Source organism: Bacillus pumilus, assembly GCF_038738535.1.
In the GTDB taxonomy this organism is placed as follows: Bacteria; Bacillota; Bacilli; order Bacillales; family Bacillaceae; genus Bacillus.
This window is the reverse complement of the sequence record NZ_CP046128.1, coordinates 1321532-1345295: the sequence shown is the minus strand read 5'-3', so window position 1 is coordinate 1345295 and position 23764 is coordinate 1321532. Positions and strand designations below refer to the sequence as shown.

At 41.0% G+C, this 23764-nt stretch carries 27 protein-coding genes; 6 read left to right on the top strand and 21 right to left on the bottom strand.

The window, feature by feature from the left end; genetic code table 11:
• Both GKC25_RS06645 and GKC25_RS06640 read left to right on the top strand, forming a co-directional pair.
• Window positions 1-132: a protein YkpC gene (locus tag GKC25_RS06645; RefSeq protein ID WP_003210922.1), complete on the top strand. Its 132-nt coding sequence runs from the start codon at window positions 1-3 to the stop codon at window positions 130-132.
• A 107-nt stretch (window positions 133-239) separates the two neighbouring features.
• Entirely contained in the window at window positions 240-1472 is a 1233-nt protein-coding gene (locus GKC25_RS06640) for an aminopeptidase (protein WP_095285099.1), read from the top strand.
• A gap of 236 nt (window positions 1473-1708) precedes the next feature.
• On the opposite strand, the gene GKC25_RS06635 is transcribed toward GKC25_RS06640, so the two are convergent.
• On the bottom strand, window positions 1709-3328 hold the full coding sequence (locus GKC25_RS06635) for an ABC-F family ATP-binding cassette domain-containing protein (RefSeq protein ID WP_034662692.1): 1620 nt from the start codon (window positions 3326-3328) through the stop codon (window positions 1709-1711).
• Window positions 3329-3471: 143 nt separating this feature from the next.
• On the opposite strand from GKC25_RS06635, the gene GKC25_RS06630 reads away from it, so the two are divergent.
• Entirely contained in the window at window positions 3472-3747 is a 276-nt protein-coding gene (locus tag GKC25_RS06630) for a hypothetical protein (RefSeq protein WP_060596158.1), read from the top strand.
• A 65-nt stretch (window positions 3748-3812) separates the two neighbouring features.
• On the opposite strand, the gene lepB is transcribed toward GKC25_RS06630, so the two are convergent.
• The 8 genes from lepB to GKC25_RS06590 all read right to left on the bottom strand — a co-directional run bounded on the left by lepB (window position 3813) and on the right by GKC25_RS06590 (window position 12027).
• Entirely contained in the window at window positions 3813-4385 is a 573-nt protein-coding gene (gene lepB / locus GKC25_RS06625; RefSeq protein ID WP_034663870.1) for a signal peptidase I, read from the bottom strand.
• 211 nt (window positions 4386-4596) lie between these two features.
• Window positions 4597-6492, bottom strand: a complete 1896-nt coding sequence (locus GKC25_RS06620; protein ID WP_095285096.1) for a PTS fructose transporter subunit IIABC — start codon at window positions 6490-6492, stop codon at window positions 4597-4599.
• Window positions 6493-6505: 13 nt separating this feature from the next.
• Window positions 6506-7417, bottom strand: a complete 912-nt coding sequence (pfkB, locus tag GKC25_RS06615) for a 1-phosphofructokinase (RefSeq protein WP_034662701.1) — start codon at window positions 7415-7417, stop codon at window positions 6506-6508.
• Entirely contained in the window at window positions 7414-8169 is a 756-nt protein-coding gene (locus GKC25_RS06610) for a DeoR/GlpR family DNA-binding transcription regulator (RefSeq protein ID WP_034662703.1), read from the bottom strand. The genes pfkB and GKC25_RS06610 overlap by 4 nt, the downstream gene beginning before the upstream one ends.
• Before the next feature lie 321 nt (window positions 8170-8490).
• Complete coding sequence (locus tag GKC25_RS06605; RefSeq protein WP_034662707.1) at window positions 8491-9684, bottom strand: ABC transporter permease; 1194 nt, start codon at window positions 9682-9684, stop codon at window positions 8491-8493.
• Window positions 9681-10373 (bottom strand): ABC transporter ATP-binding protein, encoded by a 693-nt coding sequence (locus GKC25_RS06600; protein ID WP_034662709.1) that lies wholly within the window; start codon window positions 10371-10373, stop codon window positions 9681-9683. Before GKC25_RS06600 ends, GKC25_RS06605 begins: the two co-directional genes overlap by 4 nt.
• A complete protein-coding gene (locus tag GKC25_RS06595) occupies window positions 10370-11476 on the bottom strand; it encodes an efflux RND transporter periplasmic adaptor subunit (RefSeq protein ID WP_066030961.1) in 1107 nt (368 codons plus the stop codon). The genes GKC25_RS06600 and GKC25_RS06595 overlap by 4 nt, the downstream gene beginning before the upstream one ends.
• A gap of 8 nt (window positions 11477-11484) precedes the next feature.
• On the bottom strand, window positions 11485-12027 hold the full coding sequence (locus tag GKC25_RS06590) for a YIP1 family protein (protein ID WP_262417180.1): 543 nt from the start codon (window positions 12025-12027) through the stop codon (window positions 11485-11487).
• A gap of 600 nt (window positions 12028-12627) precedes the next feature.
• On the opposite strand from GKC25_RS06590, the gene GKC25_RS06585 reads away from it, so the two are divergent.
• Window positions 12628-13005: a hypothetical protein gene (locus GKC25_RS06585; protein WP_034662717.1), complete on the top strand. Its 378-nt coding sequence runs from the start codon at window positions 12628-12630 to the stop codon at window positions 13003-13005.
• A 46-nt stretch (window positions 13006-13051) separates the two neighbouring features.
• Here GKC25_RS06585 and moaD read toward each other — a convergent pair whose 3' ends face one another.
• Genes moaD through GKC25_RS06555 form a run of 6 tightly spaced genes read right to left on the bottom strand, consistent with a single transcriptional unit; the run spans window position 13052 to window position 17186 of the window.
• A complete protein-coding gene (gene moaD, locus GKC25_RS06580) occupies window positions 13052-13285 on the bottom strand; it encodes a molybdopterin converting factor subunit 1 (RefSeq protein ID WP_060596152.1) in 234 nt (77 codons plus the stop codon).
• Window positions 13278-13769 (bottom strand): molybdenum cofactor biosynthesis protein MoaE, encoded by a 492-nt coding sequence (locus tag GKC25_RS06575; RefSeq protein WP_034662723.1) that lies wholly within the window; start codon window positions 13767-13769, stop codon window positions 13278-13280. Before GKC25_RS06575 ends, moaD begins: the two co-directional genes overlap by 8 nt.
• On the bottom strand, window positions 13766-14290 hold the full coding sequence (mobB, locus tag GKC25_RS06570) for a molybdopterin-guanine dinucleotide biosynthesis protein B (protein ID WP_095285097.1): 525 nt from the start codon (window positions 14288-14290) through the stop codon (window positions 13766-13768). The genes GKC25_RS06575 and mobB overlap by 4 nt, the downstream gene beginning before the upstream one ends.
• A complete protein-coding gene (gene glp, locus GKC25_RS06565) occupies window positions 14272-15549 on the bottom strand; it encodes a gephyrin-like molybdotransferase Glp (protein ID WP_223249857.1) in 1278 nt (425 codons plus the stop codon). The genes mobB and glp overlap by 19 nt, the downstream gene beginning before the upstream one ends.
• 9 nt (window positions 15550-15558) lie before the next feature.
• Window positions 15559-16575 carry a thiazole biosynthesis adenylyltransferase ThiF gene (locus tag GKC25_RS06560; RefSeq protein ID WP_034662731.1) on the bottom strand — a complete coding sequence of 339 codons (1017 nt, stop codon included), beginning with the start codon at window positions 16573-16575 and terminating at the stop codon, window positions 15559-15561.
• Window positions 16576-16604: 29 nt separating this feature from the next.
• Window positions 16605-17186 carry a molybdenum cofactor guanylyltransferase gene (locus GKC25_RS06555; protein ID WP_095285094.1) on the bottom strand — a complete coding sequence of 194 codons (582 nt, stop codon included), beginning with the start codon at window positions 17184-17186 and terminating at the stop codon, window positions 16605-16607.
• Window positions 17187-17270: 84 nt separating this feature from the next.
• On the opposite strand from GKC25_RS06555, the gene GKC25_RS06550 reads away from it, so the two are divergent.
• Entirely contained in the window at window positions 17271-18188 is a 918-nt protein-coding gene (locus tag GKC25_RS06550; RefSeq protein ID WP_095285092.1) for a sigmaE regulated sporulation protein, read from the top strand.
• Window positions 18189-18236: 48 nt separating this feature from the next.
• On the opposite strand, the gene GKC25_RS06545 is transcribed toward GKC25_RS06550, so the two are convergent.
• The 3 genes from GKC25_RS06545 to ahpA all read right to left on the bottom strand — a co-directional run bounded on the left by GKC25_RS06545 (window position 18237) and on the right by ahpA (window position 20383).
• Window positions 18237-18818: a hypothetical protein gene (locus GKC25_RS06545; RefSeq protein ID WP_034662739.1), complete on the bottom strand. Its 582-nt coding sequence runs from the start codon at window positions 18816-18818 to the stop codon at window positions 18237-18239.
• A 481-nt stretch (window positions 18819-19299) separates the two neighbouring features.
• Window positions 19300-19758: a TlpA family protein disulfide reductase gene (locus tag GKC25_RS06540; protein ID WP_034662741.1), complete on the bottom strand. Its 459-nt coding sequence runs from the start codon at window positions 19756-19758 to the stop codon at window positions 19300-19302.
• Between the two features lie 82 nt (window positions 19759-19840).
• Entirely contained in the window at window positions 19841-20383 is a 543-nt protein-coding gene (gene ahpA / locus GKC25_RS06535; RefSeq protein ID WP_034662744.1) for a biofilm-specific peroxidase AhpA, read from the bottom strand.
• A gap of 272 nt (window positions 20384-20655) precedes the next feature.
• Between ahpA and GKC25_RS06530 the strand changes: the two genes are divergently transcribed.
• Window positions 20656-21465, top strand: a complete 810-nt coding sequence (locus tag GKC25_RS06530; RefSeq protein WP_034662747.1) for a mechanosensitive ion channel family protein — start codon at window positions 20656-20658, stop codon at window positions 21463-21465.
• A 26-nt stretch (window positions 21466-21491) separates the two neighbouring features.
• Here the strand turns inward: GKC25_RS06530 and GKC25_RS06525 are convergent, their stop codons facing one another.
• The 3 genes from GKC25_RS06525 to dapD form a co-directional block, all read right to left on the bottom strand.
• Window positions 21492-21734: a YkuS family protein gene (locus tag GKC25_RS06525; protein ID WP_003211408.1), complete on the bottom strand. Its 243-nt coding sequence runs from the start codon at window positions 21732-21734 to the stop codon at window positions 21492-21494.
• Window positions 21735-21784: 50 nt separating this feature from the next.
• Window positions 21785-22915, bottom strand: a complete 1131-nt coding sequence (locus tag GKC25_RS06520; protein ID WP_187704478.1) for an N-acetyldiaminopimelate deacetylase — start codon at window positions 22913-22915, stop codon at window positions 21785-21787.
• 84 nt (window positions 22916-22999) lie between these two features.
• The gene (gene dapD, locus GKC25_RS06515; RefSeq protein WP_034662753.1) at window positions 23000-23710 is read right to left on the bottom strand and encodes a 2,3,4,5-tetrahydropyridine-2,6-dicarboxylate N-acetyltransferase; all 711 of its coding nucleotides are present in this window, start codon (window positions 23708-23710) and stop codon (window positions 23000-23002) included.
• Window positions 23711-23764: the final 54 nt, after the last annotated feature.

The following is a 23764-nucleotide window of genomic DNA, read 5'->3' as shown; positions in this document are numbered from 1 at the left end:
ATGTTGCTTGATTTAGGTAAACGAGTCGTTGTCACAGTCATTTTAACGGGTATTATTTTAGGAGGAATGAGCCTGTCGTTTTCACATATGCCCCCTTCTAATGCACAGCCCGTGAAACAACTGAACCGCTAAAAAAGCCGCACGAAAGCGGCTTTTTTATTTTGGCTTTAAGCATGCTCCCCATTTTCCTTTTCGGTCTTAAATCTGATATGATGAACATGACTAAAGGAGGGTTTTTTATGAGTTCATTTGAAAAACAACTAGATCAATATGCTAAGACCATCGTTGAAGTCGGTGTGAATGTACAAAAAGGACAAGAAGTCGTCGTATCTGCATCTACTGAATCTGCAGACCTTGTTCGTCTTGTCGCGAAACATGCGTATGAGCGCGGGGCGAAAAACGTACATATCCGCTGGAGTGATGGTGTTCTTGCCCGTTTAAAATATGAACATGCACCGCAGGATGTGTTTGACCAATTCCCAGAATGGGAAGCACAGATGATGGAAACCATCGCAAAACGCGGCGGCGCTTTTATCACGATCTTGTCAGAAAGCCCTGACCTTCTGCGAGGCATTGATTCGAAAAAAATCGCTGCACAGCAAAAGGCCGCTGGATCAGCCCTTCATACATATCGCCAATTCGTTCAATCAGACAAAGTTGCTTGGACGGTCGTAGGCGCTGCATCAAAAGAATGGGCAAAAAAGATTTTTCCTGACCATACAGATGAAGAAGCTGTCGCTTTATTATGGGATCAAATCTTTAAAGTCGCACGTGCTGATCAAGCAGATCCTGTTGAGGCTTGGAAAAAGCACGATGAGTCACTAAATGAAAAGGTCAAAATACTAAATGAGCGCCACTACCACAAGCTTCATTATGATGCTCCTGGCACAAATTTAACGATTGAGCTCCCAGAACAGCACATTTGGGTAGGTGCCGGCAGCGTGAGCGAGCGCGGCGTCTCTTTCATGGCCAACATGCCGACAGAAGAAGTATTTACCGTACCTAAAAAAGACGGTGTAAATGGGACTGTCTCAAGCACAAAACCGCTCAGTTATGCAGGAAATATCATTGATGAATTTACATTAACATTTGAAAATGGACGAATTGTCAATGTGAAAGCGAAGGAAGGCGAAGACATTTTAACTTCGCTCGTTGAAACAGATGAAGGCTCCCATTATCTAGGTGAGGTTGCTCTCGTACCAGACGATTCACCAATCTCAAACTCGAATATTCTCTATTACAATACCCTTTATGATGAAAATGCATCGAATCACCTTGCCATCGGCAGCGGGTATGCGTTCAATATCGAAGGCGGAAAAGAGATGAATCGTGAAGAATTGGATGCAGCTGGTGTGAACAACAGTATTACACACGTCGATTTCATGATTGGTTCAAAGGAAATGAATATTGACGGGATTACAAAAGACGGGAAACGCGAACCGATCTTCCGTAATGGAAACTGGGCGATTTAATCGAAAAAAAGACATCCACTTATGGATGTCTCAGATTGTTGACAAAGGGCTAAAATGATCTTCATTTTAGCCTTTTGTCTTCTTTTCAGCGTGATAGAAAACCTTTGCAGTCTAGGAAGGACGAGTACCGGAGCGGAGCGAATTTGACATTCGTGAGCACCGGCACGCAGGACTGACACCGAATGCGAGGGTTTGTCTACACGCTGAGACATCCACTTTTGGATGTCTTTTCTTATTTACGCATAAAGCTCATCGAGTCTCTTTTGAATGTCTTGATCTGATAAGAACTCATCATATGTTGTTTGTTTATCGACGATGCCATTTGGCGTCACTTCGATGATACGGTTTGCCACTGTTTCAACAAACTGATGGTCATGAGATGAGAAGAGCATAGCTCCTTTAAAGCTCATTAAACCGTTATTCAGCGCTGTAATGGATTCTAGATCCAAGTGGTTCGTCGGCTCATCCAGCAGCAGAACATTCGCTCCTGACAGCATCATTTTCGATAACATACAACGAACCTTCTCTCCTCCTGATAAGACGCTTGCTTTTTTCTTTACTTCTTCCCCAGAGAAAAGCATACGTCCTAAGAACCCGCGTAAGAAGCTTTCGCTTTGATCATTAGGAGAATATTGACGAAGCCAATCCACTAGATCGACATCGTTTCCTTCAAAGTATTCACTATTGTCTTTCGGGAAAAAGGCTTGAGATGTTGTAACGCCCCATTTAAACGTTCCGCTGTCTGGCTCCATCTCACCAGCAAGAATTTTAAATAAAGTGGATACAGCAAGCTCATTACGGCTTAAGAATGCAATTTTATCCTCGCGATTCATGATAAAGCTGACGTTATCAAGTACTTTCACACCGTCAATTGTTTTCGATAGACCTTCTACTTGAAGGACATCATTTCCGATTTCGCGCTCTGGCGCAAAATGAACGTACGGATATTTACGTGAAGATGGCTTAATGTCGTCTAAAGAGATTTTATCAAGCAATTTCTTTCTTGAGGTCGCTTGCTTCGATTTAGAAGCGTTCGCACTGAACCGGGCAACGAACTCTTGAAGCTGCTTAATTTGTTCTTCTTTTTTCTTATTCGCATCTTGGCTGAGCTTCAGCGCTAGCTGGCTGGACTCATACCAAAAATCATAGTTACCGACATATACTTGAATTTTTCCGAAGTCTAGGTCCGCAATATGTGTACATACTTTGTTTAAGAAGTGACGGTCATGCGAAACGACAATCACGGTATTTTCAAAATTAATGAGGAACTCTTCCAGCCACTGGATTGCTTGTAAGTCCAAGTGGTTCGTTGGCTCATCAAGAAGAAGAACGTCAGGCTTACCAAATAAAGCTTGGGCTAGTAGTACTTTTACCTTTTCAGAACCACCAAGCTCAGACATTTTCTTCGATTGAAGGCTCTCTGGAATGCCAAGACCTTTTAATAAGATCGCTGCTTCACTTTCTGCTTCCCAGCCGTTTAACTCAGCGAACTCACCTTCAAGCTCTGCTGCACGAATCCCGTCTTCATCTGAGAAATCAGGTTTCATATAGATCGCATCTTTCTCCTGCATCACATCATATAGACGTTTGTGACCCATCATAACGACTTTTAATACTTCAAATTCTTCGTATTCAAAATGGTTCTGTTTTAAAATCGCTAAACGCTCACCAGGGCTCATATGAACATCGCCCGTCTGAGCTTCAATTTCACCTGAAAGAATCTTTAGAAACGTTGATTTACCAGCTCCATTGGCACCAATTAGACCGTAGCAGTTGCCAGGAGTGAATTTAATATTTACTTCTTCAAATAGTTTACGATCAGCAAAACGCAAACTAACATTATTTACTGCAATCATTTATTAATCCTCCATCACTCATTCATCATTATGAAGTATAACATGAATAACGTTTGATAGAAACGTCTCTAGCTAAGAACGAAGGCAATTTGTCCATTATGGTATAATAAATGGGAATGATTTATTGAAGGAGTTCGTGCGATTTGAGATTACTTACACTTATGGAATACTGTTTATTGATTTTCTTTATGGGTATTTATTTATCTGCAACAGGCTTTAATGCGAGGGATTTTGGCCTTTATATTGGGCTTGTGCTTATTTACACACTGGTACACATCTTTTCGAAACGCTTTTTACAAAAGCGAGGGAAAGAAAATCAAAAGGTCGGATTGTTTCGGTCCGTTTTAGCCATTACTGGGTCTGTCTTCGCTTCTGTGTTGGCGATTGTGATCATTGTTACGGTGCTCACGCCAAATTAAAACGACCCTTCTTTTAAAGGGTCGTCCATTCAAGCACTTTTCTCACACACCTGAGAAGGGTGCTTTTATTTTGTTTGCCGAATGTCGCCAAATGGGAAGAAAACAAATTCTGATGTCCCGACAACCCGATCCTTTTCAATGAGTCCAAGTCCATTTCTGCTGTCCATAGAATTGAGTCTGTTGTCCCCCATCACAAAGTAATCGTTTTTCGGTACTTTCACTGGACCAAAATCCCCTGTTAAATGCACTTCATACTCTTTCGCATGTGCCTTGTTCTCTTTTAAATAAGGCTCATCAACTTTTTTACCATTAATGTAAAGCGTATCATCCTTCATTTCAATCGTGTCTCCCGGAAGGCCGATCAATCGTTTTACATAATGAATCTTCTGGCCATCTTTTCCATTAATAATCACGATGTCACCTCGTTTGACACCACCTAGATAGTTAATGGTTTTGTTGACAAACAGCTTTTCCCCATCATGAAGAGTCGGTTCCATTGACTCTCCTTCCACCACATACGGCTCAAATATAAACGTACGGATGAGCAGGACGAGCGCAAGTGCAATTAAAATGGCTTTGATCCATTCAAACAGTGAACTTTTCTTCTCTGTTTTGTCTTGCTTTGCATCAGATTGAATATCATTTTCGTTTTGTTTGTTTTCTTCGTTCAAAATACTGCTTCCTCCTAAGACTTTCTGCTAAAAGACTTGAAACGTGAATTGAATAACTTTACTTTATCACATGTCATTTAAAAATTCACAAGACAACCATTCAATTAGATATTTTTTCCTAATTTGTTCATGATTAAACAAAAAGAAGCACCGCTCTTCACGATGCTTCTCTTCTGAATTACGCTTCTAGTTTGACTGGTTTTTTCAAAATACCCAGTAAAATCGCTGTTACAACGGCACCGATTAAGATGCTGATGATATAAAGAACCGGATGATTTGTTACCCAGAAAACGAATAGTCCGCCGTGCGGCGCAGGAAGCGTGACTCTAAAGAATTCCGTTAATCCGCCAGCCACGGCTGCTCCAATGACAGCTGAAGGAATTACGCGCAGAGGGTCAGCCGCTGCAAACGGGATCGCCCCTTCAGTGATGAAGGCAGCTCCCATGAAGTAGCATGTAATCCCTGCTTCTCGGTCACGTTTTGAGAATTTATTTCTAAAGATTGTTGTAGCAAGTGCAATACCTAATGGTGGTACCATTCCGCCTGCCATAATGGCAGCATGCGGTGCATAGTTTCCAGCAGCAATCATCGCAAGACCGAATGTGTAAGCCGCTTTGTTAATTGGGCCCCCCATATCAATCGCCATCATACCTGCCAAAATAATGCCCATTAAGACAAGGTTTCCAGTACCTAAAGTTTCAAGCCAGTGAGTTAATCCATCCATCACCATTTTTACCGGTGTGTTAACAATGTAATGCATGATGATGCCTGTGAAGAAAATACCGAACAATGGATACAGCAGAACCGGTTTAATTCCGTCGAGTGACTGCGGTACGAATGTGAATACTTTTTTAAGTAGCACAACGACATAACCTGCAAGGAAACCGGCAATTAGTCCGCCTAAGAATCCTGCACCTGCTGCCGACGCCATAAATCCACCGACCATACCTGGCGCAAAACCTGGACGATCTGCAATACTCATTGCAATAAATCCGGCTAAAACAGCAACGATTAAGGCAAGCGCATTATCTCCGCCAATTCCTTTTAATACAGCTGCAAATGAATTAAATGAAGGGTCCTTAGGATCTGCTGAGTTAATTCCCCAGAAAAATGAAATTGCAACAAGGATACCGCCCCCGACAACAAATGGAAGCATGTTGCTTACACCACTCATTAAGTGCTTGTAGAAACCACTTCTACCTTTGCCAGATGACTCATTTTCGTCTTTTGAAGAACTGCCGCCTGAGCCTTTATAAATCGGCGCATCTTGATTGACTGCTTTTTCAATTAATTCCTGAGGACGGCGGATTCCAGCTGTCACAGGTACTTCAATGACATGTTTGCCTTTAAAGCGTTCCATTTCAACTTGCTTGTCCGCTGCCACAATGATGGCTGGTGCTTCTTCGATTTCTTTTGCCGTAAGGGCGTGTTTAATACCGCCAGAGCCGTTTGTTTCGACTTTAATGTCAATGCCCATTTCTTTTGCTTTTTCTTTCAAAGCATCTGCTGCCATAAATGTATGCGCAATACCTGTTGGGCAAGCTGTTACTGCTAAAATCTTAGCTGGTTTACCTGATACAGCCGGCTCTTCTTGAACTTCCTCTTCTTCTTCATCATCGTCCTTGTCATGCGTATTGATGATATCGATGATTTCATCTTCAGTAGCCGCTTCAAGAAGCTGCTTTCGGATTTCTTCACGCATGAGAAGTGTTGATAAACGAGAAAGTGCTTCTAAGTGCGTGTTGTTTGCGCCTTCAGTTGCTGCAATCATAAAGACAAGATGACTCGGCTGCGCGTCCAGTGATTCATAATCTACACCAGCTGTCGAGCGGCCAAATGCAATGGCAGGCTCTTTTACACTTGCTGTTTTAGCGTGAGGGATAGCAATTCCTTCGCCAATACCAGTAGAGCTCTGTTTTTCACGGTTGATCACTGCTTCTTTGTAGCCCTCTTTATCATTTAGCTTGCCTGCTGTATCTAAAACAGTGACTAGTTCTTCAATGACTGCTTCTTTCTGCTGGCTGTCTAATTGAAGCTTAATTGTCTGCTTTGTGAGTAGTTCTGTAATTTTCATGATGACTCCTCCTTTAAATGCGTGTGACTTTTACTTGTGGTAATAGTGTGTCGACAAGCTCTTTAGTTCCAAGCTCCTCAGAAAATGCTGTAGCGCTGCCTGATGTGACGCCAAGCTTAAATGATTCTTCAATCGAAAGGCCTTTCGAAACGCCGGCTAAAAATCCTGCAACGACTGAATCCCCTGCACCAACTGAATTAACAAGCGTACCCTTTGGAACATTGGACTGATAAACCCCTTCCTTACTGAATAAGAGAGCTCCATCTCCAGCCATTGATACGATGACATGTTCAGCACCTTGTTCTAACAGCTTCTTCCCATAAGGAATGGCTTCTTCCGCAGATGAGATGCTTGTCTCAAACATTTCACCTAGCTCATGATGGTTTGGCTTCATTAAGAACGGTTTCAAGCCTGCTGCTTTTTTTAGTGCTTCCCCGGAAATATCAAGGACAACTCTGACACCTTGCTTTTCGCACACCTCAGCAATACGTTCATACGTGTTATGAGGCAATGAAGAAGGAATGCTGCCAGCTAAGACAACGACATCTCCTTCAGTCAATGAAGAAAATTGAGACAGAAACGACTCAAATTGCGCTTCAGTAATAGATGGGCCGAGTCCGTTGATTTCGGTTTCTTCACCTGTTTTTAGTTTCACATTAATTCGTGTATCTTCTGACACCTCGTGAAAGGCTGTTTGTAATTGTTCGTTTTGTAAAAAGTCTTGAATATATTTTCCTGTAAATCCGCCTATAAATCCAAGCGCTTTTGATTCAACACCGTGACGTTTTAAAAGCCTTGAGACATTGATCCCTTTTCCACCTGGATATTTTTTGTCATAGGTTGAACGATTCAAACTGCCGACTGCGAAATCCTCCACGTGTACGATGTAATCAACTGATGGGTTTAAAGTAACTGTATAAATCATGTTTTCACTACCTTTATAACCGTTTTTTCATGGTAATTATCGAATGAATCCTCTTTTGCGTCGTTTGTGATAATGGTGGCTTCCTGTAAACTAGCAAAGGCTGAAAACGATATTTCGCCAAACTTAGAGGCATCTGATAAGATATAGGTTTTTTTCGCCTGCTTCATGGCTCTTTTTTTCATGAGCGCTTCCTCTGGATCAGGTGTTGTAAACCCCGCCTCGGGATGAATGCCGTTCGTCCCAACAAAGCTTTTGTCAAAACGGTAATTTTCCATCGCTGTCAAAGCTGCGGCTCCCACCATGGCTCCTGTTCGATGTTTCACTGATCCGCCTATCAGGTAAAAAGAAATGCCTTTTCTCATGAGTGCTTCAATGTGCATAACACCGTTTGTCACCACAACAATATCTTGATCGGGATCGATATATTCAATCATTTGCTGTGTGGTCGTACCAGCATCTAAATAAATACAATCGCCTTGTTTTAAAAGTGAAGCAGCTGCCTCTGCAACCAATGACTTTTCTTGAAGGTTTTTGGCAGATTTCTCAAATACATCTGGTTCAAGACGGATACTTGATATCTTGGCTGCTCCCCCATGGACTCTTTTAAGAAATCCTTTTTCTTCAAGGGCTGATAAATCTCTTCTAATTGTAGATTCAGAAGCATCCGTCATAATCGTTAAGTCCTGTATTTTGATGACATCATTTTCTTCTAAACAGTCGATAATGAGTTGATGTCTTTCCGGTGTCAACATGAAAACACCCCCTTTTGAAAACGTATTCATTTTGCGCGCACCTTTATTGTAATCGCTTTTTTCAACATTATCAATACAAAACAATCAAATACATTCAATAACTATCAAAATCTTTCACCATGGTCATCTTACCTTTATATGTACCATTTGTAAACTGAAAAATATGTGACATTAAGATGAAAGTCATGATCTTAGCATTTCTATCATTTTTCATTTCATTCAATGGAACTAAAAAAAGCTTTTATGCGATGTGCATAAAAGCTTTTGATGGTGGATTACAGGCGAATTCACGCTGTTTGTATGCTTTTGTTCTTCTCCAAATTATTCATATCTAAGAGAATCAATAGGATCTAGTCTTGCTGCTTTATTCGCAGGAATTAACCCAAAAACAATCCCAATAAGCATACTAAACAGCACACCGCCACAGATGACTTGCCAAGATACTAAGGACGGCCAGCCGGCAACTAGTGATACTAGCGCAGCGCCACCTAAGCCAAGTGCGATCCCCATCAACCCGCCGATCAATGTTAAGACGACAGATTCAATTAAAAATTGAACGAGTATTTGAGCCCTTGTTGCTCCAATCGCCTTTCGGATACCGATTTCCCTTGTCCTCTCTGTCACAGAAACAAGCATGATATTCATCACACCGATACCGCCGACAAGCAAAGAAATCCCAGCTATTGAGCCAATGATTGTTGTCATAACAGATGTGATTTGACCAATGCCTTCTGCGATTTCTTCCATATTGATCATTTCATAAGCATCTTCTGTATGATGATTTTCATTTAATAATGCAGCCGCATTCTTTCCTACTTCCTTCATTTGATCAGCATGTGCGACTTGGATTGACAACTTATCATATTCATTGATCCCAAATGTGGAGGTGAGCATAGCAAACGGGACAAATATTTCGTTCATATCAAATGAAAACATCCCTTTCTGTTTTGCTAAAACACCGATGACTTCAACAGGCTGTCCGTTCATCCAAATCATTTCGCCCAATGCCTTCTGTCCATTAAATAATTCTTTTTGTAAGCCTTCAGAAATGAGAGCGGCTCTTCTGCCGCTTCTAAAGTCAACATCTCTTAAATTCTGTCCTTCTGCTATTTGTAATGAATGGACATTCGTATACCCTTCATTTATACCGTTAACTGTCGCATCCACTGTCGTATCTTGAAATCTCAGCTGCATTCCTTGTGCAGTCGAAGAGGCAACCTGATTCACACCGTTGATTGTCTTAATGCTTTTTATGTCTTCCTCAGTAAATGTGGCGTCGAATAAAGCGTTTGGATTTGCATTTAACTCTTCGTCAGAAGGCGTATATGTCATATCAATGGTATTGTTTGGACCTGAAATCGACCCTTTTAACATTTGCTCTCCGCCTTGACCGATAGCCACGACCGCAATGACCGATCCAACACCAATAATAATCCCAAGCATCGTTAAAATAGAACGTAATTTATGAGCTAAAACAGAATTCATCGCTATTTTGATATTTTCAAAGAGTTTCATTCCATAGCGTCCCCTTGTGTCAATCTATCTTCAACGAGCCGTCCATCTCTTACAACGACCGTCCGATTTGTATACGCAGCCATTTCTTCTTCATGGGTGACAAGCACAATCGTTGTCCCTTCCTCATTCAGCTTAGTAAACTGTTCCATGATTGAGAAGCTTGTTTTTGAGTCAAGAGCGCCTGTTGGTTCATCTGCTAAGATAAGCTGCGGCTTATTGACAATTGCACGAGCAATAGCCACTCTTTGCTTTTGCCCTCCAGACAACTCACTTGGCATATGCTTCATTCGGTCTGCCAAACCAACCTTTTCAAGTGCCATTTCTGCGCGTTCTTTTCTTTCCTTTTGACTGATACCAGCGTAAATCATCGGAAGCTCAACATTACGCCTCGCATTTAACCTCGGCAGCAGGTGAAATTGCTGAAAGACAAATCCAATGAATTGATTTCGAATCACTGCAAGCTCTTGATCCTTTGCAGCTGACAGCTCTCTTCCTTGAAAATGATATTGTCCTGTGGTTGGTCGGTCTAAACAGCCAATGATATTCATTAACGTCGATTTTCCAGAGCCGGACGGGCCCATAATGGACATATACTCGCCTTTTTCAATGACAAGATCGATCTCACTTAATACATCAAATGTTTCTTGGGCGACCTCATAGCTTTTTATCACGTTTGAAAGCTGAATCATTCAGCATTCACTTCCATTCCGTCATACATGTCATCTGATGGATGAGCAATGATTTGATCCTCTGCCTTGACACCTTTTGTCACTTCAAGGTCATGACCTGACGTTTCCCCTAGCACCACTTTTACTTTTTTAAGTACATTCTTTTTGACAACATAAACGTATTGTCCATCATCCTCTTTTTTTACAGCTGATTCAGGAATCGTTTGGGCTTGACGCTTATCTGTTTCAATTTCCATGATCATTTTAAAACCAGGTTTCGCTTCAGGTTTTTTTCCCTTTATTTCGATTTCAACAGGATATTGTACCGTTTGATCACCCGCAGTTGTTTCGGATGCTGCCTGAGCAGGTACAGCCCCCACTTTTTTCACGACCCCTTGCCAGCTCTTTCCGCGAATGACATCAGATGTAACCTTTACTTTTTGTTTCTTTTTCACTTTTATGGCGTCATACTCAGAAATCAATCCTCGCACAATCATTTTTTTCTCATTGCCAATATGAATGATCGGCTGTCTTTCTTCCGGCTTTCCTGCCCCTTCTTCTTGCTCAATGGAAATCACTGTACCGTCAATTTTACTATGTACGGTTAAATCTTCTATTTGTGCTTTTACTTTTTCTTGGCTGATCTCTGCTTGTTTTTGTTCTAATTCAGCCGCTTTCAGCTCTAATTCGAGCTGGTCTCGCTCGTTTTTAGGATGGGCGACTGAGTCGCCTGCTTGTTTTTCATCTAATTCGCTCAGTCTATTTTGTAATTGTTCGCGTTTTAGCGTACTTGATTCAGCCGCAAGAGCTTGCTGCTGCTCTTCAAGCTCCAGCTCCCTATTTTCATATGTAAGAAGCGGCGTTCCAGCCTTTACCTTTTCTCCTTCTTTCACAGAAATCCCCTTCAAGTGTCCTTTTTCCTCTTCTGCATAAATGAACTGCTCTTCAGAGAATGAAAGTGTCCCTGGCGTCATTACCGTAGTGGTGATTTCTTTTTGTGTGGGTTTTACTGTTTTAATAGCTGCTGTCGAAGCAGGCTTTGATTGATTTTTCGCAATGTTAAAGCCAATAAATAGACCGATGACAATAATAAAAATGGATCCGATGATGATTTTCTTTCTCATAAGACATTCTACCCCCAGCTTACTGATATGTTGATTGCGGTTCCTACATATTGAAGAATGAAAGAAATGACATAAAAGACTCCTATCATGGTCCAAGATATTCTTGGAGATATATGACCGACTTTGATCAATAAAAAGCCTGTTAAAACAAGATTCCAGATCACAAAGAGATCAATATTAGCAAACACACCGTGCCATGGACCAGAAGTTTGAATGAGTGCATTTAATGAGGTTATTGTGATGTTTTTTGGCACATGGAACAGGATGACGGACAGATGAGAAATAATCGTACCAATGATCGTAACTGGTGTAATAAACAGGACCGCTGAAAACAGCTGCTGAAACGATGCATCACCCTTTGCTAAAAATACGATGAACTTATATATAGCAGCATTAATCACAAGCCCGAGAATTAGACCAATTAGCGTCACCACATAAACGACCGATACCGGCAAGCTTAAATCTGCCCACATTCCTTCATTCACTAGCTCTGACAAATAAGTCACAATCACTGTTAAAAGAAGCACACAGGATAAAGGCCACCAAACCACCGGGTTTTCTTATACTCTTTTCAGGTGCTCTAAAGGTCTTGTGCTCACTCCAATGATCGTGGGCTTTTGCATATTTTCTTTCATCAAATGTCTCCTCTCTATGTCATGCAAGTATGCAAACGCACATGTTCTCTCTTGTTCTTTCTATTTTATCAAAAGATTGCCAATAAGTGATGGATGATTTGATTTTCTTATTTTCATTGAGGAAAAAATTTATCTATTATTCTATTATCACGAATGACATCCTCCAAATGACACCATGACCAGACCATATTCATATCAAAAAATAGAGGTTTTACTGACCTAAAAACATTTTATCAAAAAACCACATGTCTTTCGGAATAAATATCCTTTTCCTTTGAATTCGGATGGTCTTAGTTAGACACAACAATTTTTTGTTAAAATAATCCTAGTAATTTCGACAAATCTCGGCTTTATAGGACTATGATTGGTTTCTTTTATAGAACAAATGAGCCTTTAGTATCAATACTTTCATATTAAAAAATGAAAAATATAAGGTTTTTACTTGATCAAAAGTTATTTTTTCATATAATGTAAAATAGAGGTAGGTTAAATGATAGTGGAAATGGAGTCAAGTGAATGTTAAGAGAAAAATTGAAAACACAATTGATTTTACTTTATGAAAAGGAACAAGAAGCATGGCAATACTTTCGAAAGGAAAGAGAACTGATTTATCATGAGCTCAAATTACTTGATATGAAAGAAAGCAGACCCTCTAATGACAAAATATACTACGCTGCTAGATGTGTAGATATTATTAAAGAGAAAAAGGGAAGCATTGTGAGTACAAAAGAATTAAAAGAACAGCTTCACGCCCAGACAGATTTCAATGTGAGACGAATTAGCGAATTGTATGATCTGATCCAGCAGCTCGACCCTCACATTTCTAAAGCACGAAGGGGATGTTTTATTTACGAAGATCACACCCAAATACCTCTACAATCTTTTCACACATAAAAAATTGGTTACAGCCGCTGGCCATAACCAAATCCTCTAATATCTATTATCCACCGCTTACAGGAGGAATGAATGCAACAGTGTCCCCGCTACGCACTTCAGCGTTTTCCCTCGTATATAGTTCGTTGACTGCAACCATCACGTTTTGTGCAGCATCAACACCATATACCTCCTGTAATTCTAATTTAATCTCATCAACCGTTGTTTGATCTTTTTGAATGATGATTTGTTGTTTACCGGCCTTCTCAGCAAGGCCGGCGAACAATAATACACTAATCAAACTGATCACCTTCTTTCTTTGCAAGTTGAAGATCGCTAGGTTTCCCCTCTGGATATGAAACCGTTTCAAGCTGATCACCTATCCAGGCTTCCCCGTCTTCCCAATATTCTTTTTTCCAAATTGGAACGATTTCCTTAATTCGCTCAATGGCATATTCGTTCGCTTCGTATGCAGCCTTCCTATGAGGAGATGAAACGGCTATCACAACAGCAATATCCGTTATATCAAGTGTCCCGATCCGGTGCACAATGGCTGCTTCAGTTTCAGGCCACCGTTTCTTGATTTCTTGTCCAATTTGACTTAGCATGCTTTCAGCCATTGGTATGTATGCTTCATAAGTTAAACGCAATGTTTTTTTGCCGTTTGTCCACTCTCTGACCGTCCCGATAAACGTCGTAATGGCCCCTGCCTTTCGCCTTGTCACATGCTGAATCAATTCGTTTACATCAATCGGCGTTTTTGTTATTTTAAAAAATTCACTCAAGCAGAGACACCTCCCTTCAATAAGTTAAAACCAAATGTGACTGCGCCCTTTTCAAAGGCTGAAAACACTGGAAACGAGTAATTTTCGATTAATTGAAACTCTTGAGAAAAATAAATAGCTGCTTGTATATTGGAAAGAGTTGAAAGATCAATGAGCTCCTCTTCATTCTTTACACAAACGATTTTGCGGTATGGTGCCTGTTTATACCCTTCTATCAAGACAGCGTCTAATGGAAGATGCTGACACATGTTGAGCAACTGCTCTAACGTGATGTGCTGCATTGAAAAGTGAAATTCACCCTCTCCTTCCACGCCAGCGGCAAATGCACCTGCCCCGACATATCGATCGGTGTCTTTTTCTTTCAAAAGACGATCTGGTTTACCGCCATGTCCATGGTGTTTAAAGCAGCCTAGCTTCAGCCCGTCAAGTACAGCCAGCTGACAGAGCTTTTCAATCAACATAGTCTTGCCGCTGTTTTGATAACCGACCACCTGTAATATGCTTAATGTGTCATCCAGCATGGGGAACCCTCTCCTTCGTGCTGAAACAGCAGAACATGGACCTGATCACCGGCCTTAAAACCTCTTGTTCCTCCGGGCAGCACGATGAAACAGTTAGCATCTGCAATAGAGGTCACGGCACTTGATTTATCAAGACCTGTTGGGGTCACACTGAGCTGACTGCCCGTGAATTGTAGTGCCGCTCTGACAAATCGAGTGAACGGATTGGCTTTTGGAAAATCGTGTGTCAGCTTCGCCTCAGCAAAAGCAGGAAACGGCTGCTTCTTCAAAGACCATTTATAGATCATCGGTTTCACAAATAATTCAAAGCCAACAAAACAGGCAGCGGGATTTCCTGACAGCCCAAACAGCAGTTGACCATTTGGCATTGCAGCAACCGTCGTCACACTTCCGGGTCTCATGGCCACTTTATTAAACAGCACCTCAGCTCCCAGCTTTTCATAAATCGCAGGGAGAAAGTCAAAATCACCTACTGACACACCGCCTGTTGTGATTAAGAAATCTACCTTGCTTAAGGCTGCTTTGACTGCATGATAGCTTTTGTCAAAATCATCAGACACACCGCCTAAATCAAGCGGCTCTCCCCCGGCCTCAAGTATCTGGGCATAAACCATACTAAGATTACTGTTTCTAATCTTACCGTCCACCATCGCATCACTCACTTGAAGAAGCTCTGTACCTGTTGAGATGATGCCGATCACTGGCTTTTTGACAACTGGCACTACACCATATCCAAATGTCGCCAATAGGGCCGTAACGCCCGGAGTTACTTTGGTTCCTTTTTTGACCATCACATTTCCTTCAAGTACTTCTTCTCCTTGACGAGAAATATTGTCCCCTTTTTTCAGCGTTCTTTTAAGTGACATGTATGATTTGCCGTCTTTTTCGAAGGTCTTAGTCAGCTCAAGCATGATGACGACATTTGCTCCATCCGGGATTTTTGCTCCTGTCATGATACGGATGGCTTGAAAGGGACCGATGGTTTTTGCTGAGACCATTCCTGCACCAATATGGTCAATGACCTCAAATTCAACCGGATGCTCGCTTGACGCTTCTTTTGTATCTTCTGCCCGAAGTGCAAAACCATCATACGGGGAACGATCAAATGCAGGAACATCATGATCTGCTAAAATATCTTCTGCAATGAACCTTTCAAGGCTATTTTTTAAAGGCACCCATTCTGCTTCTCCATGCTTTTCATATTGATGGACTTTCTGAATGGCTTCTTCTACTGGAATTGGCTGACGTCTTTCCATCACACTTCACTCCTATATCCCTAGCAGTCTTGCTAGTAATGAATTGGCTGCTTTTTCATCATTCGTCCCATGGATTAATGCACGTCCACCTTTGAAAAAGACAATACGATAAGATTCATAGCGGACATGGATTAAGAAGTCATTCACTTCCACCTCACAAATAGATGACAGCCTCTCTTTCACATGCTGAAATGATAGATTTGCTAAATCTTTAGATACAACTTGAACTGTATCCCGTCCGCAAAGAATCGTCGTTTTTTTACGCTGCTCATGTAAATAAGGATAGGTTCTTTCTTCACCGCAGGATGGGCAGTTCTTCTGCTTAGTACGAGACAAATCCATTTTAAACGATGTCGCCTGCCAAAGATCAAATGTGACAAATTTCCGTTCGATTTGATCTTCATGTCCTGTTAAATATTTTAGCGCCTCTGTTTGCTGATAAGCAGAAACCATTTGAACTGCTGGAGAAATAATCCCCGCTGTATCACACGTCAAGCCGCCAACAGGCAGTTCTGTAAAGACACACGATAAACACGGCGTTTTATCCGGCAAAATGGTCATATACATCCCCTGGCTGCTCACACAAGCGCCATATATCCACGGCGTCTTCGTTTCCTGCGATAAATCATTCATCACCATTCTCGTCTCAAAATTATCCGTCGCATCAATGACAATATCTGCGCTCTGAAATAACGGTCTTAACAGCTCCACCCCTGCATCTTCAATCAGGGCGTGTATGATCACTTCATGATTGATCTCTTGGAGACGTTTTTTTGCCGCAGCTGCTTTTGGCACATGTGCCTTTGCATCATGTTCTGTGTACAGCTGCTGCCGCTGTAAATTTGAAAACTCTACATAATCACGATCAACAATCGTCAACGTGCCGATCCCAGACCGGACAAGCCCTTCAGCGGAGGCAGTTCCAAGTGCACCGGCTCCAACGATCAGAACATGACTGTCAGCAAGCGCACGCTGACCCTTTTCCCCAACCGGAGGGAACAAGATTTGTCTTGAATATCGGTCATTCAATGCTGTTCTCTCCTCACCATTTTTATGTATCATATCATACCGTTTTCAGGTAAATCGCTTCTTTTATTGATATTTAGAAATTCATTTGGTGTTACGTTCAGTTCCTCCTCTGGGACGATGCGCACCTTAAGCCTTTGAAGTAACTCTTTGATGGCTAATTGATTCTCTTTTAAACACGCATCAATGGACGGCAGACAGCGGCGATGATAAAGCGCAAATAAAGGCTGTAATCTGCCCTGAACAAGCGGGATGATAGCATCTACGTGCTCGCTGCAATAGGACGATAATGCTTCGGCGGTCTCCCTCCGTATGAAGGGCATGTCACATGCCGTCACCAAATACCATGCTGCTTCTTGCTTTTGCATCGCCGTATACATGCCGGCAAGCGGCCCGCATCCGCGCACCTGTTCATCATCTAACCACACACTTCGTTCACCTCTTTCTTTAAAAAAGGGCAGAAGTGATGGATGGCTGATGATGACCATCTGTCCTTTCAAAAGCTGCTTTTTCACATACTCATATAGTGGTTTTCCTTGATACATATGGCTTGCCTTTGGCACTCCAAAACGTCTGGAAGCTCCTCCAGCTAAAATGACATTCACTACATCCATTCTCTCACCCTCCTTGGATATGGTTGTTCTAATCGCACTCATTTCGCATACTTTATTGGTAACATGAATAAGGAGGGTCTATCCATGAACAGGCGCCATGCTTCTCCCCTATTCCATGACCTATCTCAAGAGAATTTATACTTAAAAGCTGAAACAGCCAAATATCAACAAATGATCTCTGATTTACAGTCCTCATATACGTATTCTAAAAATAAGAAGTTAACTCAAGAATATCATGAGATGAAAAAGGATTACACGCAATTAAAACAACAATTGGATGAAATGACCATTGATCAAGACGATGCAGCCTCAAAAATACAGGATCTCTCCTCAAGCAAATCTGAATTATTACATAAAATAGTCTTTCTTCATGAAATGCTCCAAAAGGAAACCTTTCATAGAAGGAAAGAAACGGAAGAAAAACATCGGCTGCATTTAAAAGTCATCAAATATAAAGAAATCTCTCAACAATTAAATGAACGGATGCAGGATCAAGATAAACGGCTTGCAAAAGAGGAGAAAAAAGGAAATACTTTATCCGCTGTGATTGAGAAACTGCAGCAAACATTAAGTGATAAAAATGCAGAGCTTCATCTATTACAGGAAGGCGTTAGACACCTGCAGGAGCGTTTTTATGAAACACAAGAGAAATTACTGCAAATTGAAAAAGCAAAGGAAGCGATTTTTTATGAAACGCTCACAAGCTATCAAAAGCAGTTAGCAGAAAGCGAGGAATGGATCGCATCTCATTTTGCTGATATTGACCAGTCAGCTCAAACAAATTCACAGCCATTCTCTCGAGACAGCGTCCTGCAAACAACGGAAGAAATCGAACCCATCTTGAAAAAGCTGAACGAACAAGTTCAAATACTCCAGGCACAAGTCGATGCGGTGCAGGGAAATGGAGAGGTCATGACAGTGAAGATCGACGGCTTCAAAAAACAGCGTGATCACCTGTCAAAGGAACGAAAAATTGTCTATACAGTTGATCAAAAAAAGTAATTCTCGCAATAAAAAACTGCTGGCTTTTACGTCAGCAGTTTCTTTTATTTATTCGTCTTCTGTTTGAATGTCGCCTTCTAAAATATACTGTCCGCGATATGGCTTTTTCACTTCAGGATACATTTTAATTAAGCTTTGCATAAACGTTGTCATATTTGGAATTTCAAGACCGCTCTCTTTTTCAATCTCTTTTTGAAGCTCAGAGCTTTTAATCGCCGCATTATGACGCTTTAACGTTTTAATCGCAGCTTCACGAAGCTTAGCTGCCTTTGAACCAGGGCGGGCTGTGCCTCTTCTGCGTCTTGTAGATCCTTCAGGAATACCTACAGGTACACCGTTTAGCTGTCCTGTTCCTAAAGATGATGCAGGATTTGATTGTGATTGTGCCGGCGGCTGGTAGCTTCTCATTTCTTGTGCAGCCAGTTCAGCTAATACAGGCAGCGAATCCGTCTTTCTTTCTGTACGCACTTCTTTTTTTGTATCTGACACTAGACCTGTTCCTTGACGGTCTAATTCTCTTAATTTTGCATAAATCGCATCTCGCTCAATTTGATATTCACGGATGACCTTTACTTCTGCTTCGTTTAGTTGTTCCAATCGTAATCGTAACGCTTCCCTCTCATTAAACAATGGATTTCCCCCTCATCATATAAAAAATATTCTATAGTAAATATTAGATTAGAAAACTAATTTTATCAACTATTTTTTTATCATTTTACAGTTTGCTATCAGATAGGTATTTTCAACTAAAATTTTGCCAAAGAGGAACAATCGGCATCCATTTCATTGCCACTAAAGGCTTTTGACAAACTTTAAAATATTGTAAAAAATTTGAATAAACACTTATACTACTTGATTTACATCGTTATTTACCAAACTGAAATTTCTTTTGTGAAAAAACGTTCTGAATAGTAAAAAGTTAAAATCTTTACATTTTCATTTCAAAACAAAAATGTAAATAGGTCTTAATACCTTTTTATTTCAGGAATATTTTTTAATAAACTCCCTCAATTTCTCTTTTCTTAGGAAGGACACGTACATAAAAAGTCCATTCCGTGCAATAGGTCGCCTATTTTTGTCCATGAAAAAACCCCCATTTATGGGGGAAAGCCTATTCTGCAGCCTTTTCAGACTCAGAAAGCACTCGATTGACACGTTTCTCAAGCATTTTCATTCCGCTTCCGCCAGCTTGGAAGTGGCGCAGAGCACCTGTTTTATCAAATACATAATATGCTGGTACATATTCATTTTCAAAGGCTTCTGTTAAGTGATGATCACTGTCCACAAAAATTGGCTGCGTGATTTCATGCTCTTTCGCAACCTCTTTGATTTTATCTAGATCTAGGTCATCCTCTGAACGCGGCATATGAACGGCTACAACGTTTAGTTGATCCTTGTATTCATCACGGAATTGATTGACTTGAGGCATGGCCTCTTTACAAAGATGACAGCTGACTGACCAGAAATGAATCAATGTTGGTTTGTCACCAATTAGATCTTCTTTTGTTACTTCTCCATTTAACCATTCTTTTGCACCAGTTAGTTCTGGCATTGGTTGACGTAATTTCATTTTGAAGCGCCTCCATCCATTGTATGTGTCGAAACAAAAAGGTCTAACATCAGTTAGACCCTCCTGTTTCTTCAGCTATCAATTAAAGTGTTTTTTGACCAGGCTTCCAGTTAGCTGGGCAAAGTCCACCAGTTTGTAATGCTTGAAGAACACGTAATGTCTCATCTACATCACGACCGATATTGTTGTGGAATACTGTTTGATATTGAAGTTCGCCTTCTGGGTTGATAATGAATAGACCGCGAAGTGCAATACCTTCTTCTTCAATTAAAACGCCGTATTCTCTAGATACTGTGTGGTTTGTGTCAGCAGCTAGCGGATATTTCAATTCACCTAGACCATTTTCTTTACGGTCTGTGTTGATCCAAGCAAGATGCGTATGGATTGTATCAGTAGATACACCAATGATTTCTGCATCTAAATCTTCGAACTCATCATAACGATCGCTCATTGCTGTAATTTCAGTTGGGCAAACAAATGTGAAATCCATTGGATAGAAGAAAAGAACTGTCCATTTGTCATTCTTCATGTTTTCCTCTAAACTCACTTTACCAAATTCCTTGTTAGCAAGTACTGCTTCCATTTCAAAACGTGGAGCTTGTTTTCCTACAAAACGCTCTGCCATATGTAAATCCCTCCAAAAAATAATATCTTTATACAGACTTCTAAGCTGTATATAAAATGAGAATCAAAAGTTGAAATTCTCATTTAGTTAATAACTTCACAATTACAATTATAATACTTAAGCGGTTTTTAGTCAATATTAATTAATAATAAATTTAATTAACGATTTGTCACAATCTCTTGCTCCACTTAACAAAAGTTTAACATGTCTTGCATAAGGGAACAAATGATTAGCTTCTCTATTAGAGCATACATAGAAAGGTTTTGAAGAACATGAAAGCATTTGAACAAGTAGATTGGGTTTCCATTATCCTCAATAGCAGTATGATTTTGCTAAAACTAATCGTTATTTTTGCGATTTATTTTATCATCAGAGCCATCGGAAACAAGATGATTAGGCGTGCCTATTCCACATTCTCTGAAAAGCATGACGTCTCTTTATCAAGAGCTCAGACGCTGCAAAGTCTCACGTTAAATATTTTCGCCTACATATTGATTTTTATTCTAGTGGTCATGATCCTCGACTTATTTCATTATAACCCGACCGCTTTGCTAGCTGGCGCAGGCGTTGTGGGGCTTGCGATCGGTTTTGGCGCTCAAGGACTAGTGAGTGATATTGTGACAGGATTCTTTATATTATTAGAGAAACAATTCGATGTGGGAGAATATATAACAGTTGCTGGCTTTGATGGGATCGTAGAACAAATTGGACTTAGAACCACTCAGCTTCGAAGCTTTGACGGCACCCTTCATTTTATCCCAAATCGAAGTATATTGAACGTGAGCAACCATTCAAGAGGGACGATGCAGGCACTCGTTGATATCGAGTTATCTCCAGAAGAGAATGTGGATCAAATGATCACAGCCCTTCAAGCTGCGTGTGATGAGGTACGGGAAGAAATCCCTCAAATTATCGAAGGACCTCAAGTTGTCGGCGTGGAGGCGTTCGGCTCCTCTTCACTCGTACTGCGCATCATAGCTAAAACCGAAACAATGGAGCAATGGCGGGTAGAACGAATCTTGCGCAAAAAAATGAAAGAAGTACTCGATATAGAAAAAGAGCAAAAAGAACCGGGATTATAATCTACCGGTTCTTTTTCTTGTTTGTTTTATTGAACACGCTGTTCTACTTCTTGACAAATTTCATCAGCCGTCATACCTGACGCAGTAATCACAGATGCTTTTGTCGTTGTGTCTGAAATGCCAAGAACATTTGAATCTAGCCCTGTGACCACATAGCAGTCACACTGATCCATTTGCTGCTCATTTTGAATGCGTACAACGTCATACCCTTTTTGCTTCAGTAGTTCTTCTACATCGGATAAAGATGGTTCTACACCAATTCTTGTCATAATCAAGAACACCTCCTGTTCATAAGGTGTACAGGAGGCAGCTTGATTATTCATTCACCTGCTTGCTTTTTGAAATAAGCTGTCATAACGTTTACAGCTGTTTCTATCGCTTTTTCATCAGGCATGAGTTTTGCATGATGCAGGCCATATTCTGAATCGACCCCTAACCAAAACATGAATCCAGGGTATTTTTTCAACATGTAGCCAAAGTCTTCTCCTGTCATGGCTTCTCTGCATTCAACCACATTCGCAAGCCCTTCTCCGGCAACATATGACATAAATTCCTCTGTCAGATCCTTTGAATTGTCCACTTCGTAATAAGATGAAGGGTATCGCACGGTTGCCTTGCATTCGTAGCCAATTTCAATCCCTTTTGCTAGTGCTTCAATTCGCTTTCTCACCTTATCCATAGACTCTGGTGAAAGTGTACGAATAGTGCCGTCAAGCTTTGCATGCTGGGCAATGATATTTTGAGCCGTTCCGCCGGTAATTGTGCCAATCGTAATGACCGCACTATCAAGAGGATCCACATTACGAGAAATAACCGATTGCAGTTGATTTACAAGTGCACTCGCAGCCACAACCATATCATTCGCTAAATGAGGGTAAGCAGCGTGTCCGCCTTTTCCTTCAAGATCAATCACAAGCTCACTCGTATTAGCAAATAACAGCCCTGTTTTTGTGGCTATCGTTCCGACAGGATATTCAGGTGCAATATGAAGCGCTGTAATAAAGTCTGGCGTCCACTTTTTCAGCACATCGCTTGTAAGCATCGGTTCAGCTCCGCCTGGACCTTCTTCTGCCGGCTGGAAAATAAATAATAGATCTTCTTTGATTGGCTCATGAACGAAATGATCAATGATTCCAAGTGCGATGGTCATATGAAGGTCATGTCCACATGCGTGCATGTTCCCTTCATGTACTGATTGAAATGGATACCCTGTCTCCTCAGGAATAGAGAGGCCGTCCATATCTGCACGATAAGCAAAAACGCGCTCAGGATTTGTTCCCTTTACTTTGACAAAAAGTCCAGTGCGCCACGTTTCCATCTCAACTCGATCTTTTGAATAAGCACCAAGATGCTTGATGAGATACGCTTGTGTTTTGAATTCCTTAAAACCAAGCTCAGGGATTTGGTGTAAATCTCTTCGAATGGATATTAATTGCTCACGATTTAACAAGTGAACTCGCTTCCTTTCCTCTATACGAATAAGACGTGGATATATATCATCCACGTCTATGTCTTCAACTGCGAATTATGTGAATTAAAGCTGACGCAGTTCTTGTTTGATTTCCGTTTTACCTTTTGTTTTTTCATCAATGTCTTTGATTTTCTTTGCAGGTGTACCTGCTACAACTGTGTAAGGCTCCACATCGTTCACAACGATCGCACCAGCTGCTACGACTGCACCTTTACCAATTGTCACACCTTCTAGAACTACAGCGTTCGCACCGATGACAACATCATCTTCTACAACAACTGGTTTAGCAGACGGCGGCTCAATGACACCTGCAAGAACAGACCCAGCACCGATATGACAGTTCTTACCTACTGTTGCACGGCCACCAAGCACCACGTTCATGTCAATCATCGTACCTTCACCGATCACAGAACCGATATTAATAGAAGCTCCCATCATGATGACTGCATTATCACCGATTTCTACTTGGTCACGAATGATAGCACCTGGCTCAATACGTGCTTTAATGTTCTTTAAATCTAACATCGGGATTGCAGAGTTGCGGCGGTCATTTTCCACGACAACATCTTCAATTTTGTCTTTGTTCGTTTCCAGCGCTTCTTGGATTTCGCTCCACTCACCGAAAACAACTCCAGTGTTTCCTGTGATGAACGTTTTTGCATGTTCACCAAATTTAATACCTTCTAAATCACCTTTGATGTAGACTTTCACAGGTGTTGATTTTGTACTATTTTGAATAAATGAAATAATTTCATTAGCGTCCATTTGTTTCATGTATGTATGTCCTCCTCTTAATTTATACTTCATTACTGTACCAAAGGAGAGTTT

Bases quoted from the DNA above. Each gene is read 5' to 3' on its own strand.
- GKC25_RS06645 (WP_003210922.1), top strand. From the start codon at position 1: ATGTTGCTTGATTTAGGTAAACGAGTCGTTGTCACAGTCATTTTAACG.
- GKC25_RS06640 (WP_095285099.1), top strand. From the start codon at position 240: ATGAGTTCATTTGAAAAACAACTAGATCAATATGCTAAGACCATCGTT.
- GKC25_RS06635 (WP_034662692.1), bottom strand. From the start codon at position 3,328: ATGATTGCAGTAAATAATGTTAGTTTGCGTTTTGCTGATCGTAAACTA.
- GKC25_RS06620 (WP_095285096.1), bottom strand. From the start codon at position 6,492: ATGAAAATTACAGAACTACTCACAAAGCAGACAATTAAGCTTCAATTA.
- pfkB (WP_034662701.1), bottom strand. From the start codon at position 7,417: ATGATTTATACAGTTACTTTAAACCCATCAGTTGATTACATCGTACAC.
- GKC25_RS06610 (WP_034662703.1), bottom strand. From the start codon at position 8,169: ATGTTGACACCGGAAAGACATCAACTCATTATCGACTGTTTAGAAGAA.
- GKC25_RS06605 (WP_034662707.1), bottom strand. From the start codon at position 9,684: ATGAAACTCTTTGAAAATATCAAAATAGCGATGAATTCTGTTTTAGCT.
- GKC25_RS06600 (WP_034662709.1), bottom strand. From the start codon at position 10,373: ATGATTCAGCTTTCAAACGTGATAAAAAGCTATGAGGTCGCCCAAGAA.
- GKC25_RS06595 (WP_066030961.1), bottom strand. From the start codon at position 11,476: ATGAGAAAGAAAATCATCATCGGATCCATTTTTATTATTGTCATCGGT.
- GKC25_RS06585 (WP_034662717.1), top strand. From the start codon at position 12,628: ATGTTAAGAGAAAAATTGAAAACACAATTGATTTTACTTTATGAAAAG.
- mobB (WP_095285097.1), bottom strand. From the start codon at position 14,290: ATGCTGGATGACACATTAAGCATATTACAGGTGGTCGGTTATCAAAAC.
- GKC25_RS06555 (WP_095285094.1), bottom strand. From the start codon at position 17,186: ATGGATGTAGTGAATGTCATTTTAGCTGGAGGAGCTTCCAGACGTTTT.
- GKC25_RS06550 (WP_095285092.1), top strand. From the start codon at position 17,271: ATGAACAGGCGCCATGCTTCTCCCCTATTCCATGACCTATCTCAAGAG.
- GKC25_RS06540 (WP_034662741.1), bottom strand. From the start codon at position 19,758: ATGAAATTACGTCAACCAATGCCAGAACTAACTGGTGCAAAAGAATGG.
- ahpA (WP_034662744.1), bottom strand. From the start codon at position 20,383: ATGGCAGAGCGTTTTGTAGGAAAACAAGCTCCACGTTTTGAAATGGAA.
- GKC25_RS06530 (WP_034662747.1), top strand. From the start codon at position 20,656: ATGAAAGCATTTGAACAAGTAGATTGGGTTTCCATTATCCTCAATAGC.
- GKC25_RS06525 (WP_003211408.1), bottom strand. From the start codon at position 21,734: ATGACAAGAATTGGTGTAGAACCATCTTTATCCGATGTAGAAGAACTA.
- dapD (WP_034662753.1), bottom strand. From the start codon at position 23,710: ATGAAACAAATGGACGCTAATGAAATTATTTCATTTATTCAAAATAGT.